The sequence below is a fragment of the Deltaproteobacteria bacterium genome (assembly GCA_016709225.1).
GTDB lineage: Bacteria > Myxococcota_A > Polyangia > Nannocystales > Nannocystaceae > Xiheibacterium > Xiheibacterium phototrophicum.
On the sequence record JADJEE010000012.1, the window covers coordinates 758,209 to 774,793 of the forward strand.

The 16,585-nt window shown below is 71.4% G+C and carries 13 protein-coding genes; 8 read left to right on the forward strand and 5 right to left on the reverse strand.

Going from position 1 to position 16,585, the window contains the following annotated elements; translation table 11 throughout:
- The first annotated feature begins 15 nt into the window (after positions 1 to 15).
- The gene (locus IPH07_28135; GenBank protein ID MBK6921299.1) at positions 16 to 630 is read left to right on the forward strand and encodes a sigma-70 family RNA polymerase sigma factor; all 615 of its coding nucleotides are present in this window, start codon (positions 16 to 18) and stop codon (positions 628 to 630) included.
- Between the two features lie 6 nt (positions 631 to 636).
- Here IPH07_28135 and IPH07_28140 read toward each other — a convergent pair whose 3' ends face one another.
- Positions 637 to 1,668 (reverse strand): HEAT repeat domain-containing protein, encoded by a 1,032-nt coding sequence (locus tag IPH07_28140; GenBank protein ID MBK6921300.1) that lies wholly within the window; start codon positions 1,666 to 1,668, stop codon positions 637 to 639.
- A 259-nt stretch (positions 1,669 to 1,927) separates the two neighbouring features.
- A complete protein-coding gene (locus IPH07_28145) occupies positions 1,928 to 2,494 on the reverse strand; it encodes a hypothetical protein (GenBank protein MBK6921301.1) in 567 nt (188 codons plus the stop codon).
- A 64-nt stretch (positions 2,495 to 2,558) separates the two neighbouring features.
- Here IPH07_28145 and IPH07_28150 point away from each other — a divergent pair, with 64 nt between their 5' ends.
- The 3 genes from IPH07_28150 to IPH07_28160 all read left to right on the forward strand — a co-directional run bounded on the left by IPH07_28150 (position 2,559) and on the right by IPH07_28160 (position 7,770).
- On the forward strand, positions 2,559 to 4,400 hold the full coding sequence (locus IPH07_28150) for a hypothetical protein (GenBank protein ID MBK6921302.1): 1,842 nt from the start codon (positions 2,559 to 2,561) through the stop codon (positions 4,398 to 4,400).
- A 412-nt stretch (positions 4,401 to 4,812) separates the two neighbouring features.
- A complete protein-coding gene (locus IPH07_28155) occupies positions 4,813 to 6,531 on the forward strand; it encodes a serine/threonine protein kinase (protein MBK6921303.1) in 1,719 nt (572 codons plus the stop codon).
- Between the two features lie 72 nt (positions 6,532 to 6,603).
- A complete protein-coding gene (locus IPH07_28160) occupies positions 6,604 to 7,770 on the forward strand; it encodes a hypothetical protein (GenBank protein ID MBK6921304.1) in 1,167 nt (388 codons plus the stop codon).
- Between the two features lie 41 nt (positions 7,771 to 7,811).
- Here IPH07_28160 and IPH07_28165 read toward each other — a convergent pair whose 3' ends face one another.
- Both IPH07_28165 and gap read right to left on the reverse strand, forming a co-directional pair.
- On the reverse strand, positions 7,812 to 8,894 hold the full coding sequence (locus IPH07_28165) for an alpha/beta hydrolase (GenBank protein ID MBK6921305.1): 1,083 nt from the start codon (positions 8,892 to 8,894) through the stop codon (positions 7,812 to 7,814).
- A gap of 11 nt (positions 8,895 to 8,905) precedes the next feature.
- The gene (gene gap, locus IPH07_28170; GenBank protein ID MBK6921306.1) at positions 8,906 to 9,922 is read right to left on the reverse strand and encodes a type I glyceraldehyde-3-phosphate dehydrogenase; all 1,017 of its coding nucleotides are present in this window, start codon (positions 9,920 to 9,922) and stop codon (positions 8,906 to 8,908) included.
- Positions 9,923 to 10,147: 225 nt separating this feature from the next.
- On the opposite strand from gap, the gene IPH07_28175 reads away from it, so the two are divergent.
- Complete coding sequence (locus IPH07_28175) at positions 10,148 to 11,665, forward strand: PhoH family protein (GenBank protein MBK6921307.1); 1,518 nt, start codon at positions 10,148 to 10,150, stop codon at positions 11,663 to 11,665.
- 9 nt (positions 11,666 to 11,674) lie between these two features.
- Here IPH07_28175 and IPH07_28180 read toward each other — a convergent pair whose 3' ends face one another.
- Positions 11,675 to 13,540, reverse strand: a complete 1,866-nt coding sequence (locus IPH07_28180; protein ID MBK6921308.1) for a PQQ-binding-like beta-propeller repeat protein — start codon at positions 13,538 to 13,540, stop codon at positions 11,675 to 11,677.
- Positions 13,541 to 13,778: 238 nt separating this feature from the next.
- Here IPH07_28180 and IPH07_28185 point away from each other — a divergent pair, with 238 nt between their 5' ends.
- From IPH07_28185 to IPH07_28195, 3 genes are read left to right on the forward strand one after another with little or no spacing between them, the layout of a single operon-like run.
- On the forward strand, positions 13,779 to 14,330 hold the full coding sequence (locus IPH07_28185; protein MBK6921309.1) for a sigma-70 family RNA polymerase sigma factor: 552 nt from the start codon (positions 13,779 to 13,781) through the stop codon (positions 14,328 to 14,330).
- Positions 14,323 to 15,267, forward strand: a complete 945-nt coding sequence (locus IPH07_28190; GenBank protein ID MBK6921310.1) for a tetratricopeptide repeat protein — start codon at positions 14,323 to 14,325, stop codon at positions 15,265 to 15,267. The genes IPH07_28185 and IPH07_28190 overlap by 8 nt, the downstream gene beginning before the upstream one ends.
- An 18-nt stretch (positions 15,268 to 15,285) precedes the next feature.
- On the forward strand, positions 15,286 to 16,404 hold the full coding sequence (locus IPH07_28195) for a hypothetical protein (protein ID MBK6921311.1): 1,119 nt from the start codon (positions 15,286 to 15,288) through the stop codon (positions 16,402 to 16,404).
- Positions 16,405 to 16,585 lie beyond the last annotated feature (181 nt).

Sequence of the window (16,585 nt, forward strand, 5' to 3'; positions counted from 1 at the left end):
TATCTACGATGATACGTGCCGACCGACGACGTTGCACTCCTGCTCGCGTGGCGTGCGGGCGACCGCGACGCCGGCGGCGACTTGATCGAGCGATACGCCGAGACACTGCTGCAGTTCTTCCGCAACAAGGTGAGCGGGCCCGTCGATGACCTCGTTCAGCAGACCTTTCTGACCTGCGTCGAGCACCGCGACGACGTGCGCGACCCTTCGCGGTTTCGGGCCTACCTGCTGACCGTCGCACGGCGCGTGCTGCTCGAGCACTACCGCGTGCGCTCACGCGACCGTCACCACTTCGACCCGCTCACGACCTCGGTGTGGGACGTCGATGCTTCGCCCAGCAGCATCGCGGCCGATCGACAGGAGCGACAGCTCCTGGTCGAAGCGCTACGGCGCATCCCGCTCGACTTCCAGGTCGCGCTCGAGCTCTACTACTGGCAGGACCTGTCGGGCCCCGAGCTGTGCGAGGTCCTCGCGCTGCCCGAGGGAACCGTACGCAGTCGCCTGCGACGCGGCCGCGAGCTGCTTCGTTCGCAGATCGAGGCACTCGCCGCTGACAACGCGCTGCTCGACGCCACGCTCGGTGAATTCGAGCGCTGGGCCGACGCTGTGCGCGACGCGGTCGAGCACTGACACGCGTCATCCCGCCTGGCGTGCCACCCAGGCCTTCGCGTCGGCGGCGGCGCGCGCAAGTTCCTCGTCGGTCATCATCGAGCCCAAGGTGAGGCGATCGGGACGGTCGAGACTCATCGATTCGATCGCGCGCGCGCCGGCGACCGCGAGCTGGGAACCTTGGGCGCTCAGCTCCTCCGACTTGGTGCCGCCGCCGACATCCGGGACGTCGAGTGACGCCTCGCACAGCGCAGGGTCATCGAGCACTTTGACGAGCTTCGGCCCGAGCTCTTTGTAGAACCTCCGCATCGAGCCGAGCCCGGAGACCGCCTCGCAGCGGACGTACGCGTTGCCGTCGGCGAGCAGCTCGAGCAGGCGATCGCGTGCGGTCGGATCGGCGCCGACGAGCTTCGCCCAGGCGCGCGCCGCCGCGCCGCGCACCGCCGGCTCCGCGTGCGACGAGAGCCCTTGCACCGCAGTGAGGATGCGTGCGCGTAGCGGGTCGGCCTCGTCATCGGCAACCATCGTGTCGAGCACCCGCCACAGGCGCGACGGCGGGCCGGCCGGGTCGAGCGCCGCGAGTGATAGCTCGCGTTCGGGTCGTCCGACGGGCAGCCGCCACAGCGAGGCGAGCGCATGGTCCTTCACCGCCTGGTTGGGGTGGCTGCGCGCGGCGTCGGCCAGCGCCTCCATCAACAACTTGTCGTTGACGAAGACCGGCTGCCCCATGAACTCGGACATCGCAGAGATGATGGCATCGAGCACCTCAGGGTCCGCGGTCCGCATTCGTGCCGCCAGCACCTTTGCGCCGGCTGCGGTTGGGGCCTTGGACATCGCAACCCCGATCAGTGCGTCGCCGGCCAGCTTGGGTGTCGGTGCGGTCGCAGCCACCCACGCCAGTGCGTCGGCGCTACCGTCGACGCGGTCGTCGTCGGTCAGCGCGTCGTCCTGGGCGCGGGCGATCATCTGCGCGGCGGCAGCCTTCGCATCGGCCGCGACCTCGAGTTCGAGCGGCCCGAACGGCACACCGTAGCCGCCCGCGTCGGGGCCGACCGACACGCGCTCGGCCTCGCCGGCGCTTGCGACGGACTTCCCGGCGTCGCTGGGCGCCGATTCGCGGTCGCATGCAACGAAGAGAGCGCACAGGGAGAATGCGAGTCGGATCTTGGTCATCTCGCGCCCCCCAGAGGAACGAGTCGACACTTCGATCAGACACCCGCGCGTGAGCTAGCAGCCAGTCGTGACCCGTGGCGCGAGAACGACGTCATCGGAGGCGAGGGGATGAAGACGTGCCGGGCGCATGCCGCGGCTCGACGCATCACCGGGGCTTCTTCGGCACCGCACCGCCCGCTACCGCGGTGGCCCCATGGGCACTGCCGGGTCCGAACGCATCGATGCAGCCGCGGATGATCGCCGACTGATCCTCTTTGAGCTCCACCGGCGCGCTGTCCAGCGCATGCACGATGCACGCGCCGACCTCGACGCTGGCGGTCTTGGTGCACTGCGCGATGACCATGGGCAGCTGGGTGCCCTTGGCGCTCTCCCACTTGGCGAGCGTCTCGCCCTCGTAGAAGCGCTTCATGAAGCGGTCGTACGCAGGGCCGACCGCCGCGCACGCCTTGTCGAGCGACTTCTCCGGCTTCTTGCCCGGCGGCAGCACGCACACCGCTTCGATTGCCTTGGCCTTGGCTTCGTCGGCGGCGGCCTTGGCCTTCTCGTCGGCCTCGCGCTTGGCCTTGCGCTCCGCGAGGCGCTTGTCGAGATCGGCGTCGGACGCCTTCGAGTCGTCCTGCTTGGCGGCGGGCTCGGTCTTCTTGCCGCCGTCGCAGGCCGCGACGAGCAGGCAGGGAATCAGCACCCAGGTCGGCGATGACGCGAACTTCATGCCGGCACAGGATACCGGAGGCACGCCGTCGCCCGCGTCGACTCCGCGGTATGCTCACCCCGCCGTGGTGATCCCGATCCGTCGTCCCCGCCATCGCGTCGTTGCCCGCATGACCGCCGCGCTCACGCTGGCGACCGCGTGCGGCGGCGACAAGCCGGGCGCAGGGGCGGCCCGGGACGGGGGTGCGGCCGCGGCCACCACCACGCCGGGTGATCCGTCGACGAAGCCCGACGGGCCGGCGGACAAGCCGGTGGCGCCGCTGCAACGCGCGAGCGCGGCTGCCCCGGGCAAGGCCAAGGGCGCCTCGCAGCTGGGCTTCGACCTCGCGTTGCTGTCCTCGCTGTACGCGCTCGACGGCCGCGCAATCGCGGCGTCGTGGGGCGCCGCTGGCGAGGGCGAGCCCCAAGCAGCGCGCGACGACGATCTGGGGACCGCATGGCGGTGCGTCCCTGCCGAGGGCCAGCCGTGCGCGATGGGGCTGTCGTTCGCGGAGCCGGTGTCGCTGCGGGCGGTGCGACTGTTCGCGGCCGCAGGCCCGCGCTGGAACGACTACCGCGCGCACCCGCGACCGAAGCACGTCCGCGTGCACACCGACGCGGGCTGGTTCGACGCCAAGCTCGACGACGGCGCAGCGCACCACTACGTCGTACTCGACGCGTCGGTGAAGACCACGACCGTCGCGATCGAGGTCACCGACGTCTACGCCAGCAAGAAGCCCGCACCGCTGTGGTTCGCCGAGCTCGAGGCCTTCGGCGACGACGGCCCCATCCGGCCGCCGCTGCCATTCGACCCCGCGCGTACCGTGGTCTCGTTCGAGACCGAGGCGTGGAAGAGCGACGCCGGCTCCCACGGCATCCGCGTCGCCTTCCTCGAGGAGCTCGGCCAAGACGGCGCGCTGCACCGACGGACCCGGGGCACCGCCGTGCACGGCCGTGCGGGCGATCGCTTCGCGGTCATCGAGCGCCGCTTCGGCACCGACTGCGTGCACGGCCGCGGTGCGTACCTGCTGCTCGATCGCACCACGCGCGTGATGTTCCCGCTCGGCGACAAGGCCGACGTGCCGGCGACCGTGACGCTGCGCAAGGACGGCCTCGGCGCGCTGTTCGTCCGCGAAGGCGCGCCGGAGCACACGCGTGCCCTGGTCTACGAGAACGACGCGCTCGTGCGACACGTGCCGCGAACCAAGAAGGGCGAGACCGACGCGCAGTTCGCCGCGCGGCTCGGCTTCACCGGCGTCGCCGAGCGCCGCGGCGCGGCCAAGCCGGGCGATGCGATCGCCGGCTGCGTGAGCGGCGTGAAGGAAGAGGCACTGGTGCAGCAGGTCGCCACCGCGCTCGGGCTCGAGAACCTCCGTGCCGCAGACGCCAGCGTGTGTGCGATCGGCACCTCGGAGCGCGCCGTGGTCGGCACCGACGGTGCGGCCTGCGGCGCGCGCTGGTACGCCGCGGTGGTCGGCGCGGGCAACGAGATCGTCGCGCAGAACCTCGCAGGCGACGGGGATGGGGACGGCGCGGAGTTCACGGTGATCGCGGGCGTCGGCGTGGTGCTCGAGGGCAGCCGTGGTGCCGGGCTGTCGAGCGACCTGTGGCTGCTCGCCCCGAGCGGCATCGAGATGTTGGTGAAGGGCGGCGCCCTGGCGGTGCGCGAGCCCAAGGCATGTCGCCCGTGCCAGCCGGCGACGCCGGTCGAGCCCGCGGACACCGACACCGACGGCCCCGCGCCCGACGGCGGCGACGGTGCACCCGCGAACGACGACGGTGCACCCGCGAACGACGGCGGTGCGCCGCCCGACGACGATGCGGCGCCCGGCGGCAGCGACGATCCCCCGACCCATGACGATGCCGCGGGCAAGCTGCCCGACGTGCGCGACCTACCCGACCCGCGACGCGACGACGACGAGCCCTAGGCGCCCGCGGACCCACGCAGGCCTCCCCGCACGATGCTCGACCCCTGCCCCGACGAAGCCGCGGTGCTGCGCTACCTCGCGGGCGAGGCGGGCGTGGAGGCGCTCGCACTCGAGGCCCACGTCGATCGCTGCACGCTGTGCCGCCGATGGTTCGCGGAGCTCGCACGCACCTCACTGGGCCTGCCCGCGGTCGCGGTCAGCGACGACGATGCGGCGGGACCCAGCCTCGGTGAACACCTGCCGCCGGGCACCGAGGTCGGTCGCTACCGCGTGCTGCGGGTACTCGGCAGCGGCGGGCTCGGGGTCGTGTACGCCGCTGCCGATCCACGGCTTCGCCGCACCGTGGCGCTCAAGGTGCTACGCACCGAGGTCGCGCAACGACGCCGCACGCCTGCTCGCCGAGGCCCGTGCGATGGCGAAGCTCTCGCATCCCAACGTGTGCGCGGTGCTCGACGTCGGCGTTATCGACGGGCGGTGGTTCCTCGCGATGGCACTGCTCGAGGGCGGCACGCTGGCGCAGTGGCTCGACCAGTCGCGTCCGCGCGCGGCGATCCTGCAGCGCTTCACCGAGGCAGCGCGCGGACTGCTGGCGGTGCACCGCGTCGGCGTCATCCACCGCGACTTCAAGCCCAGCAACGTGCTGCTCGACGCCCACGGCACCGCGCAGGTGTCGGACTTCGGACTGAGCGCCGAGCTCCGCGAGAGCACCGAGGCCCACGGCGGCACGCCGCATTACATGGCCCCCGAGCAACGCGACGGCGGCGGTGATGCGCGGGTCGATCAGTTCGCCTTCGGCGTCGCACTCGGAGACGCACTGCGAGGGCCGTCGTTGCCGAGTTGGCTGCTCGAGCTCGTCGCGCGATGCACCGCCATCGACCCCGCCGCGCGATACCCCGACATGGCCGCGGTGCTCGCCACCCTCGAGCGTCGCGGTGGCTCGCGCCTGCGCCGGGCCGCACGTCTGGGCGCCGTCGCCACCGTCGGGGTCGCGGCGGTGATCGGTGCGACCGTGATCCCGCGCAGTGGGTCCCCCGAGCGGGCCGACGCCGCCGAAGCACCGCCGCCCGCGGCTGCTCCGATCGACACCGAGGTGCGCGCGCGGATCGATCGCGCGGTCGCGCGGGATCTCGCCGGCGCAGAGCCCACGATCATGATCGAGATCGAGGCCGCGATGGCGGTCGCGCTCTCGCACGGCGACGCCGCCGGCATCGCCCTGTCACGCCTCGCGCGGGCCGAGGCGCTGGCCAAGTTCGGTCGTCTGCAGGCCGCCTACGACGAGCACGCGCGCGCGTTCGAGCTGGCCACCACGATCCCGCGCGATGACATCGCGGTCGACGCGGCTGCCGCCGCGGTGAGCTTGCTGGTCGACCTCGGCCGCGCCGACGAGGCCGACCAGTGGCTCCGCCGCGCCGAGGCCACGCTGGCCCGCATCGATCAACCCGACACCCACAGCGTCGCGGGTGTCGAGGTCGCCAGGGCGCGCGTGGCCGAGTCGGCGCACGACCTCGAAGGCGCGAGGGTCCGGCTACGACGCGCGATCGAGCTGCTCGCCGCCGCGGCACCCCGGCTCGACGGCGAGCGCGCGGTCACGCTCTCTCGGCTCGCGCAGATGGAGGCGCGCATGGGCGACGGCGCGTCCGCTCGTCGTCACTTCGCCGAGTCGATCGCACTGGCCTCGATCGTCAGCGGTCCGCAATCCGTCGAGGTCGCCGAGACCGAGGCCAACCTCGCGTTCCTCGAGGCCGAGCACGGCGAGTTCGAGGCCGCACGCGTGCGGCTCGAGCGGGCGCGCAGCTCGATGATCCGCGAATTCGGCGAGGCCCACGACGACATCGTCGCGCTCGACTCCAACCTCGCCAGCTTGATGCTCCGCACCCGCGCCTTCGACGATGCGCTCCGGCTCGTCGACGCCACGCTCGCGCGCGCCCCGGAGCGGCGCCCAGTCACGTGCGTGCTGCGAGAGCAACGTGCGCTGGCGTTGATGGGGCTGACCCGCGAGGCCGACGCCGTGGCGCCGCTGCAGTCCGCCATCGACTGCTACGACGCCGTGCTCGGACCGGGTAGCCGCGAGGCCGAGCTGGCGGGCGTCGATCTCGAACGAATCCGCGGCAACGGGGCCGCCCCGCAGTGATCGTCTTGCCACTGGCCGTCGACGCTCGACATCCGCCGCGGGCGTGACGGCGCGGTGTACCATCCCCCGCCGATGGCACGACGTCGGAGGGTCTCGCTGCTGTGGCTGGTGTTGCTCTCCTGCGCCGGCGGGAGCAAGCCAGGCGTGGGCACCAAGCGGCCCGAGATCCTCGGTGATCGCTGTGACATGGCCGCGAAGCAGGCCGCGCCGCTCATCGTCGACTGGAGCTCGCAGGCGCGCAGCCGACTCGAGGCCGCGGTGCGCAGCGGGCCGGTCGTGCCGGTGCGCGTGAGCGACTGCGAGATCGAGCCACTGTGGCAGTGCCAGCTGCCGGCGAGCTACGCCTATCAGCCCAGCTCGGTGCGACGCGAGGCCGAGCACATCGCCGATCGCAACGCGCTCTTCGCCCGCATTCCGACCACCGCGGTCTCACTCGAGGCGACCATCGCCGCCGGCTCCGAGCTGCAGGTCGACAAGACCACCGTCGGTCGCTTCGCACTCCCCACGCTCGCGCTGGCGGAGAACCAACTGGTCGGCCAGTGCACCGGCGCGACGCACTTCATCTCTGCGGTCGACGTCGGGGCGTTCGAGTTCTCGAGCGGCCGCAAGCTCGACGCGGACGCGAAGGTCACGGTCGGCAACGCCGGCGGCGGGATCTCGCACGGATCCGAGCACCAGGTGCTCGCCGCCGACGGCGAGCTGCAGCGCTGCGCCGACGAGGCCGGCGACGCCGCGGCACCGCGTGAGGGCTGCCGCGCGCCGATCCAGATCGACCTCACGCCGCTGCAGCCCTCGCTGACCAAGGACGAGTTCCTCGCGATCGGCGTGAAGGGCAGCCAGCTCGCCTTCGACACCTGCCACGTCGGCAAGCAGCTCGGCGGTCGCTCGGGGGTGAACCTGCTGGTGTACGTGATCGCCGAGCCGAGCGGCTCGCTCTCGCTGCGCTACCCCGGCCCGCCGCCCGAGCCGGCCTACGACGACTGTCTGCGCAGCGTGTGGAGCAGCCTCCGGGTCGAGCCCTTCACCGGCCCAGCGCTCGTGTTGGAGGCGATGGTCTACGACCTGTCCGTGCAGCCCGGCGAGGGCCGCGAGCAGGTCCACGCGGCGATCCGCCGCTCCTACCTCGACAACTTCAGCCGCGCCGAGCCCGGCATTCCGCCGCGCACGATCGGCGAGCAGATCCACTACGACTACGCGCGCAACGGCGTGACCGCCACCGATGCATGGCAACCGCGATGACGCGGTGCAGACCGTCGCGAGCCGCCCCGCCAGTGGTCGTTCTAACAGCCCGAGAGCGCTGCGCGCAGGGCGTCGATCAGCCGATCCGTCGCCTCGGCCGCCGCCTTCGACACGCCGGTCAGCTGCAGGTACCCGTGGGGCAGCGACGGCTCCCGCAGCAGCTGCACCGCGACGCCGTGCTCGCGCAGGCGCTCGGCGTACGCGAGGCCCTCGTCGCGCAGTGGATCGAAGCCCGCGATCGTCACCAACGCGGGCGCGAGTCCATGCAGCGCATCGGCGCGCAGCGGTGAGACCCGCGGGTCGGCGCGGTCGAGCTCGCCGAGCGCGTGGCGCTCGAACCACTGCATCAGCGGCTCGGTGAGCCACGGTCCGTCGGCGAAGGCCCGCCGCGAGGCGTAGCTGCCGGCGACGTCGGTGTTGGGATAGATGAGCACCTGCAGCGCTGGCTGCGGCTCGCCGTGCAGCGCCAGCTGCTGACACAGCACCGCCGCGAGGTTGCCACCGCGGCTGTCGCCACCGACCGCGATCCGCTGCGACGCGATGCCGAGCCGCGGTGCATTCGCCCGCAGCCATCGCATCGCCGCCAGCGCGTCGTCGGCCGCCGCCACATACGGCACCTCGGGCGCGAGTCGATAGTCGACCGCGACGACCGTCATCCCGCCGCGGACCGCGAAGGTGCGGCAGATGGTGTCGTGCGACTCGAGGTCACCGATGACGCCACCCCCACCGTGGAAGTACAGCAGCGCCGCGTCGCCGTGGGCGGTGTGCGGGCGGTAGCTGCGGGCCGCGATCGCGCCGTCGTCACCCGCCATGCGCAGCTCCTGGGTGGTGACGCGTGGCGGGTCGCGCTCGAGCACGCGCATGCGTCGGTACTCGCGACGGGCCCGCGCGACGCTGCCGTGCTCGATGGGTCGGTGTCGCGCCGCCTTGCGCAGCAGATCGGCCCACTGCACCTGCGGATCGAGCCGGTGCCCACCGTGCTCGACCGGCATGCGCGCGAGCATGCGCTGCACCACCGGCGCAGGCAGACGGCCCAGCGTGCGCGCGATCGCGGCCTCGACGCGCTGCCGCGCGGCCTTGAGGCGGCCGCGCGCGCCATCGGAGCCGTGATCGTCGCGTGCCACGGCCGAGGGCCCTAGCCTTCCTTGCTGGCGAACAGGCGCAGCATGTCGACGCAGCGCGCCGAGTAGCCCCACTCGTTATCGTACCAGGCCACGACCTTGAAGAAGCGGTCGTTGAGCTCGATGCCGGCCTTGGCGTCGAAGATGCTGCTGCGCGGGTCGCCGATGAAGTCGCTCGAGACGACCTCGTCCTCGGTGTACCCCAGCACGCCCTTCATCGGCCCCTCGGCGGCGGCCTTCATCGCGGCGTTGATGTCGGCCAGCTTGGTGGCCTTCTCGGTGCGGAAGGTCAGATCGACCACCGACACGTCCGCGGTGGGCACGCGGAACGACATGCCGGTGAGCCGACCCTTGAGCGCCGGGATGCACAGCGTGACGGCCTTCGCGGCGCCGGTGCTGGCGGGGATGATGTTGGTGTACGCGTTGCGACCGCCCCGCCAGTCCTTCTTCGACGGGCCGTCTTGGGTCGGCTGCGTCGCGGTGGCGGCGTGCACCGTCGTCATCAGGCCCTCGGCGAGGCCGAAGGTGTCGTGGATGACCTTGGCGACCGGCGCCAGGCAGTTGGTCGTGCACGACGCGTTCGAGATGATGGTGTGCTTGCTGGGATCGTACAGCTCGTGGTTGACCTTGTACGCGAAGGTCGGGACCTGCTCGGGGCTCTTGGTCGGGGCCGAGAGCACGACCCGCTTCGCACCCGCGTCGATGTGCTTGTGGGCGCCCTCGTAGTCGAGGAAGATCCCGGTCGACTCGAGGACGTAGTCGACGCCGAGATCCTTCCACGGCAACTTCGACGGATCCTTCTCGGCCAGGCAGCGCGTGGTCTTGCCGGCCGCACGGAAGCCACCCTCGACGACCTCGACCGGCTGTCCGAAGCGACCATGGGTCGAGTCGTAGCGCAGCAAGTACGCGAGGTTGTCCGCGGGCACGAGGTCGTTCACGGCGACGACCTCGATGTCCTCGCTGCGCGCGGCCATGCGGTACACCAGACGGCCGATGCGGCCGAACCCGTTGATTGCGACTCGGATGGTCATGTTCGTTTCCTGGCCGACGAAGACGTCGCCGGCGTAGCTGCGGCGACCTTAATGGCCTTTGGCCCCGCGGATCAAACGACATCGATCGCCGGGCGCCGCCCGCCACACGCAGGCACTGCGCTGCAGTGGGAGCCAACGCACAGATCCTCGCGCGCGGGCAGACGGCGTCGCAAGGCTTGCCGCGCGCGTGCGCCCGAGCCGCGCGACCGTGGTACGAAGGCGGCAGTGACGAGCGACGTCCCTGCCCTCTCCGGCACGATCTACATCCCCGACACGTCCTCGCTGGTCGAGAACCCCGACGCACTCGACCGGCTGCTCACCGACGGCAACGTCGTGGTGTTGCTGCATCAGGTCATCGAGGAGCTCGGCCGCCTGCAGGGCAGTCGCAACAAGTCCGACGGCGTGCGCGCCGCGGCGCGCACGGCCACGCGCAAGCTGCTCACGCTGCGCAGCCAGGGCCACATCCGCCACGACCTCGACGGCATCCTGCGCGCGCCCGATCCCGCGAAGATTCCGCGCACGCCGCAGGGCGGTGTGATCGCGTGGGAGCCGGCCGGGCCCACGTTGCCGCCCTACGACACCGCGAGCGGCGACAACCTCATCGTCGCGGGCGCACGACGCGTGACCCTGCTGGCCGAGGCCGCCAAGCCCGGTGCGTTCACCGTCAACGTCGTCTCGGAGGACAACAACGTCCTGCTCAAGTGCGACGCGATGGGGCTGCACGCCGAGAACCTGCGCTACGGCAAGCTCGAGCTCGGCGGGCTCGACGAGGTCTACCGCGGCTACGCGACGCTCGAGGTCGACGAGGCCACGCTGCAGTCCTTCTTCGACAGCGGCGAGGCCGGTGAGCGGCGGCTGTCGCTGGCCGCAGTCGAGGCGGTCGCGGGCGCGCGCATCGGCGACGACATCGTGTGGAACACCGGCGTGGTGCTGAGTTGTGGTGAGCGCACCGTGCTCACGCGCGCCGATCTCGACGTCGGCGAGCTGCAGGACCTGCGCTACGCGCAGTACTGGGATCGCAAGCGCCACACCTACGGCCCGCGGCCGGTGCTGGGCATGACGCCGCGTGATCCCTACCAGTGTTTCGCGATGGAGTTCCTGCTCGATCCCGAGGTCCAGCTGGTCGTGCTCGACGGCCCCGCCGGCTCGGGCAAGACCCGCATGATGGTCGCCGCCGCGCTGTACCTACTGCTGGGCCAGCCCACCAACGTACGCTTCGCCAACGGCTCGAGCCTGGCGCACACCAATCGCTTCGACAACGGCCTGTTCCTGCTGCGACCCGAGCACCCGTCGTCGAACTACGAGCTCGGCTTCCTGCCCGGCGATCACGATCAGAAGCTGTCGCCCTGGCTCGAGCCGTTGCTGCAGCACATGCGCTCGCTGTCGGCGCTCAACGAGCATGATTTCGTGCACGACCTCGAGCAGCGCGAGCAGCTGCACAAGCTCTCGACCGCGATGCTCCGCGGCCTCGACATCGAGCGCTCGGTGGTCCTGGTCGACGAGCTGCAAAACGGCGACCGCCACCTCGCCAAGACCCTGATGAGCCGCTTCTGCGAGACCTCGAAGGTCGTGCTGGCCGGCTGTCTCGACCCGGTGCAGATCGACAACCCCTACGTCGACTGGCGCAGCAACGCGTTGACCCGTGTGAAGCAGACCTACAAGGGCTTCGGCCGCTACGTCGCGCAGATCAGCCTGGTCAACAACTACCGCGGGCCGATCTCGAAGAAGGCCGACGAGCTGTAGCGGCGGGTTTTAGGGTTTGATGCTGCCGAACATGATGCCGTCGAAGCCGGACGTGTCGATCTCGTCGCCGCAGTAGCTGGCCTTGCCGGCGAGGTGCCCGGCGAACACGATATTGTCCTGCGAATCGACGGCGATCGCCTCACCGACGGCATCCGATCCGGCCATGCTCGCAAGCGATCGCTGTGCGAGCAACGAGCCATCGTCGGCGCTGTAGCGGGTGATGAAGAGATCCTTCGTGCCGGCGCTGACGACCGCCCCGCCCCCGAGATCGCAGCTGCCCGAGAAGCCCGAGGTCATCAAGATGTCACCGTTGCCATCGATGTGGGTGTCGGCCCACGTGAGCGCGGTCCCTTGCTGGTCGCACGGCAGCTGCCGGACCCACAGCACGTCGCCGGTCGCGGCGTCGAACTTTGCGAGGAAGAGGTCGAGGACTTGATCCGAGAAATCGACCGGACCCGCACCGAAGTCGACCGTTCCCAGGCCGAACCCGGCCACCACGATGTTGCCATCGTCGGTCACGTCGACGCTGTAGATGTCGGTGAGTGCGCTTCCGGGTTCGCCACCGATCGTCTTCGTCCACACCAGGGACCCATCGGTAGCATCGCGCCGACTGACCACACTGGTGAACTCGTTCCACGAGTAGCCGACGAGGTAGAACCCGTTGGCGTCGTCGATCGCGGCGCCATGGCTCCACGTCCAGTCGCCGCTATCCACCGACCACAGGTGAGTGCCGTCGCTGCCGTCGTACTTGGCGACGAGCGTGCGGCCGTCGGCATCGGCAGGAAAGCTCGGACCGCCGAGGTCGAAGGACACGGGAGTTCCACCGATGTCGGCCGCGACGTAGACATCACCGGCAGCGTCCGCCGCGGCCGTACCCGAGTCGGTGACGAAGGAGTTGGTGCAGAACCCGTGGGACCACACGTGAGCGCCGCTGGCGTCTGCGTAGCGTGCGACGAAGATGCCGCCACCGGACGAGGAATCATCGAGCGGCGGACAACTGACTTCGCCGCCACCGAAGTCGACCGTCCCGACCGCACCGAGGACGTTGGGCTGGTGGCTGAAGTAGCCGGCGGCAAAGACATCGCCGCTGCTGGGCTCGATCGCGAGGCCGACCACGGAGTTCTGCGCGCTGGCGAGCTCGTCGACCGTGCTGAGGCAGTGATGCCACTGCTCGACGCCGTACGACGCGGTCAGCTTGGTCACGAAACCCGCCGTGAACGCCGGGATACATGGCGCGCCCGAAGGCGAGCCGAACTGGAACACGCCTCCGCTGTAGTAGCCGCCGACGAAGACGCTGCCGGCGTCGTTGGCTGCGATCACACGCGGGTGCCCGTAGACATCGTCAGCGGCCCCGCCGAGCGCCCGTAGCCACCGCATGTCGGTCAGCTGGACCTCCACCTCGACGTCGTCGTAGGGCGTGAACATGCAGCTCTGGTCGGAGCCTGCGCACGGCCCCGACCACCCGCGAGCCTCGAGCTGACCGGGCTCGGCGGTGAGCGTCACCTCCGTGCCGGGCTCGAACACCGCACTGCACTCGGCACCGCAGGCGATGCCGATCGGCTCCGAAGAGATCGTCCCTTCGCAGCCGGTCGGCACCACCGTCACGGTGACCCCGGAGCCACCCGAGCTCGAACCCGACTCGCTGCCCGACGCCGTGCCATCGCTGGCGGTGCTGGTCGAATCTGCGGTGCTCGGCGCAGTCGTGCCGGAGTCCGCGTCGCTGGAGTCGCCCGGCGTGCCCGTGGTCGTCGTGAGGCCAGTTGCATCGGTCGCACTCGTGCCCCCGCTGGTGTCTGCGACGACGCCGATGTCACCGGAGCACGCGCTGCAGAACACCAGGGTCGTCACCAGGCGTCGATCGAGAAGGTCTGTCATTCGCCCAGGCTTGGTGGGGCCGCGGGGGGCGAATCGATCACGCGCGACCACGTCGCCTCGCTCGCGTTGACTCACGCGTGCACCCACCAAGGTGCGCGCGCTGGTCTTCGTTGCGTGCAGATCCAGCAGGTCGGAGTGCCGCCGCTCGTCCCCATGAGCGAACACACGACGATGACGATGACCGATCGGGCCCTCGCATCTCCACCAACCCGGTCGAGCTACGCTCGTGTCGTTGTCGATGTCGATCCCAGAGCCGGCCGCGGACGCGGTGGCCGCGTCGTCCGTGGCCGACACGCTCCGCGCGACCGGCCCGCTGGTCCTGCGGGTCTGCCGCGGCATTCTGCACGACGGACCCGACGCCGAAGATGCCGCTCAGGAGGCGCTGGTCGCCCTCGCGAAGGCCCTGCGGGGGTTTCGCGGCGAGTGTTCGCTCGCCACGTACGCGACTCGCATCGCGATGCGAACCGCGATGCGTCAACGCGCCCTCCGGCGGCGCCTCGATCTCGCCCACACCGGCGAGCGTCCGACCGCCGACGTGCCGGCTGGGGCGCTCCCGAGCGCCGAGCTCCGCTTGCTCGTCACATCGCTGCTCGATCGGCTTCCGCGCGAGCAAGCCGACGCCTTGGCCCTGCGGTTCGTGCTCGGCCATACGCCGGCCGAGATCGCCGAGATCTGCGGGGCGCCGGTGAACACGATCCGCAGCAGGATCCGGCTCGCCCGGAGCGCGCTGCGGTCTGCCATCGCAGATCATCCCGCATTGCGCGAGGACGTAGAGGTCGACGATGAGTGATCGCGAACCCACCCACGCGCGGGGAGACGGCGGCCCCGCGATGACCCGCGTACCCCTGGAGGCCGCGTGCCGGCAGGCGTTCGACGAGGTCATCGCCCGTCGGCCGGGCGACGCCGCGCGCCTCGATGCGATGATCGCCGCCGTGCTCGCGCCGACAGCTCCGCCGGCGCAAGCTGGCGCGATCGTGCGAGCCGGCCCCGTGATCGTCGGCGTCGCCCTGGGCAGTGCGCTGGCGTGGGGTCTCGGCCATCACGCGACGGGCAGCATCGCGCCCATCGCCCGCGTGGCGCCGCAGCTCGATGCTGCACCCGCCGACGACGCGGCGCCGCAGCTCGATGCTGCGCCCGCACGCGTCCATCACGACCCGCGGGCGCCGCAAGACCCGCGGGCGCCGCACGAGCCGCTGCTCGCCGAGGCACCTGCTCGCGCGACCCGACCCGCTGCGGTGAACGTCGACACGCCGACGAGCGCGATGACCGACGGACCCACGGCCAGCGCGAGGGCGTCGTCGCGATCGCGCGAGCGATCGCCGGAGCGAACTCGACCAGCTGCTTCGGTGGTACCCGCCTCCGCCAGCGAGCTGCTCGAGCGCGCGAACGCAGCGCGGCGGCGAGCAGAGTTCGTCCGCGCCGACGAAATCTACGCTGAACTCGAGCGCGAGCATCCGGGCTCACGGGAGGCCAACGTCGGTCGCGTGAGTCACGGGCGCCTCTTGCTCGACCAGCTCGGGCGCCCCGACGCCGCGGCGGTGGCATTCGCGACATATCTCGCCGAGAACCCGGCGGGCAACCTTGCCGCGGAGGCGCGCGTCGGTCGTGCTCGCGCGCTCGATGCCGCCGGACGCCGCGATGAGGCGCGCGAGGCTTGGCGCGACCTGCTGCGCGCACACCCGAACTCGATCCACGCCGATCGGGCTCGGCGCGCGCTCGCCGAGTGATCTGGCATTCTGCGCCAGGTGCGTTCGAGACTGCTGACGTCCTGGCGCGGGCCGCTGCTCGCGTCGGTGCTCGGGCTGCCAGCGATTGCGACGGCTGCGCCCGCGCCGGCGGACACCGCCGCGTCGAGCCAACGTGGGCTGCGCGTGCGATTGGTGGTCGCCGGATCGGCCGCGCACGTCGACGCCGCGCGTGAAGTCTTGCTCGAGCTGCTCGGGCGGGTCGAGCCCGCCCTCGTGCTGGAGTTCGTGCCGGGCGAGGAGCTCGATCTCGACGAGATCGTCGCGCGGCGCCCCGACGCTCGCGACGCGCTGGCTTTCGTCTACGTCGATCTCCGCCGATCCGAACGCCTGGTGCTGATCGCCGACGGGCCCTACGCACGAATCCTCGTGCGCCGGCTCGGGTCCGGCGAGTTCGACGAGGCTGCGCGCGAGGAGATCGCGGCGATCGTGACCGCTGCCGTCGAGGCGCTCGTCGACGGGGCGCAGATCGGCATTGCCCGGCCGTCGCAGCTCGAAGACCCCGTGGTGAGCCCGTCGAAGCCGCCGCTCGCATCGGCACGGGCCGAGCCCGCACCGCGTGCGCATCGGTCGGTCGCCCACGTGCATCGCCGCTGGGCGCTCGCACTCGCCGGCGCCTATCGGGTGCAGGCACTCGCGCCCGCCGCTCCGCTCCACGCGCTCGACCTCGGTGTCGGCACCGTGAGTCCGTCGCGTGTCGCGTTCGAAGCCATGGCGTGGGCCGGAGCGCTGCTGCCCGCCCGCCCGGGCGAAGCCGCCGGCGTGCGGATCGCCGGCGCCTCGGCGCGCGCACAGCTGGGCGTGCGCGTTCGCTTCACCCGACGCCTTTCGTGGCTCACCGCGGGTGGCCTCGGCATCGCCGTGCTCTCGGTGCGAGTCGACGACCGGCCCGCGACCGTGGCCGCGATCCCAACCGCACACTGGCGCGCAGGACTGTCGCTGCAGCTCGCCCCCCGCTGGAGCCTCGGCCTCGTGGGCCACGCCGATCTGGACCTCGTCGACACGCGCGTCGTCGCGCGCCCGAGCGGGCGCATCCTCTTCGATCCGTGGCGCGTCTGGCCCGGCGCGGCGCTGGTGATCGGGTTCGGCGTGCCAGCACGGGCACCGACGCGGCAGTAGGCTCCCGCGCGTGAGCCCGGCCGCCCGTCGCGAAGTTTCGTCCTCCGCTCGTCATCCGCCGCGGGCTTCCGGGCAAAGGGTCGGGCGTGATGCGCCAACCCCACTCCATCGCACTGGCCGCCGCTGTCGACTGCAGGGGCAGCGCTCTGCTGACAGCGCTCGTGGTGGTGGGGCTCGTGGT

Coding starts and splice junctions, on each gene's coding strand:
- IPH07_28185 (MBK6921309.1), top strand. CDS start 13,779: ATGTCGATCCCAGAGCCGGCCGCGGACGCGGTGGCCGCGTCGTCCGTG.
- IPH07_28155 (MBK6921303.1), top strand. CDS start 4,813: ATGGCGAAGCTCTCGCATCCCAACGTGTGCGCGGTGCTCGACGTCGGC.
- IPH07_28160 (MBK6921304.1), top strand. CDS start 6,604: ATGGCACGACGTCGGAGGGTCTCGCTGCTGTGGCTGGTGTTGCTCTCC.
- IPH07_28190 (MBK6921310.1), top strand. CDS start 14,323: ATGAGTGATCGCGAACCCACCCACGCGCGGGGAGACGGCGGCCCCGCG.
- IPH07_28180 (MBK6921308.1), bottom strand. CDS start 13,540: ATGACAGACCTTCTCGATCGACGCCTGGTGACGACCCTGGTGTTCTGC.
- gap (MBK6921306.1), bottom strand. CDS start 9,922: ATGACCATCCGAGTCGCAATCAACGGGTTCGGCCGCATCGGCCGTCTG.
- IPH07_28145 (MBK6921301.1), bottom strand. CDS start 2,494: ATGAAGTTCGCGTCATCGCCGACCTGGGTGCTGATTCCCTGCCTGCTC.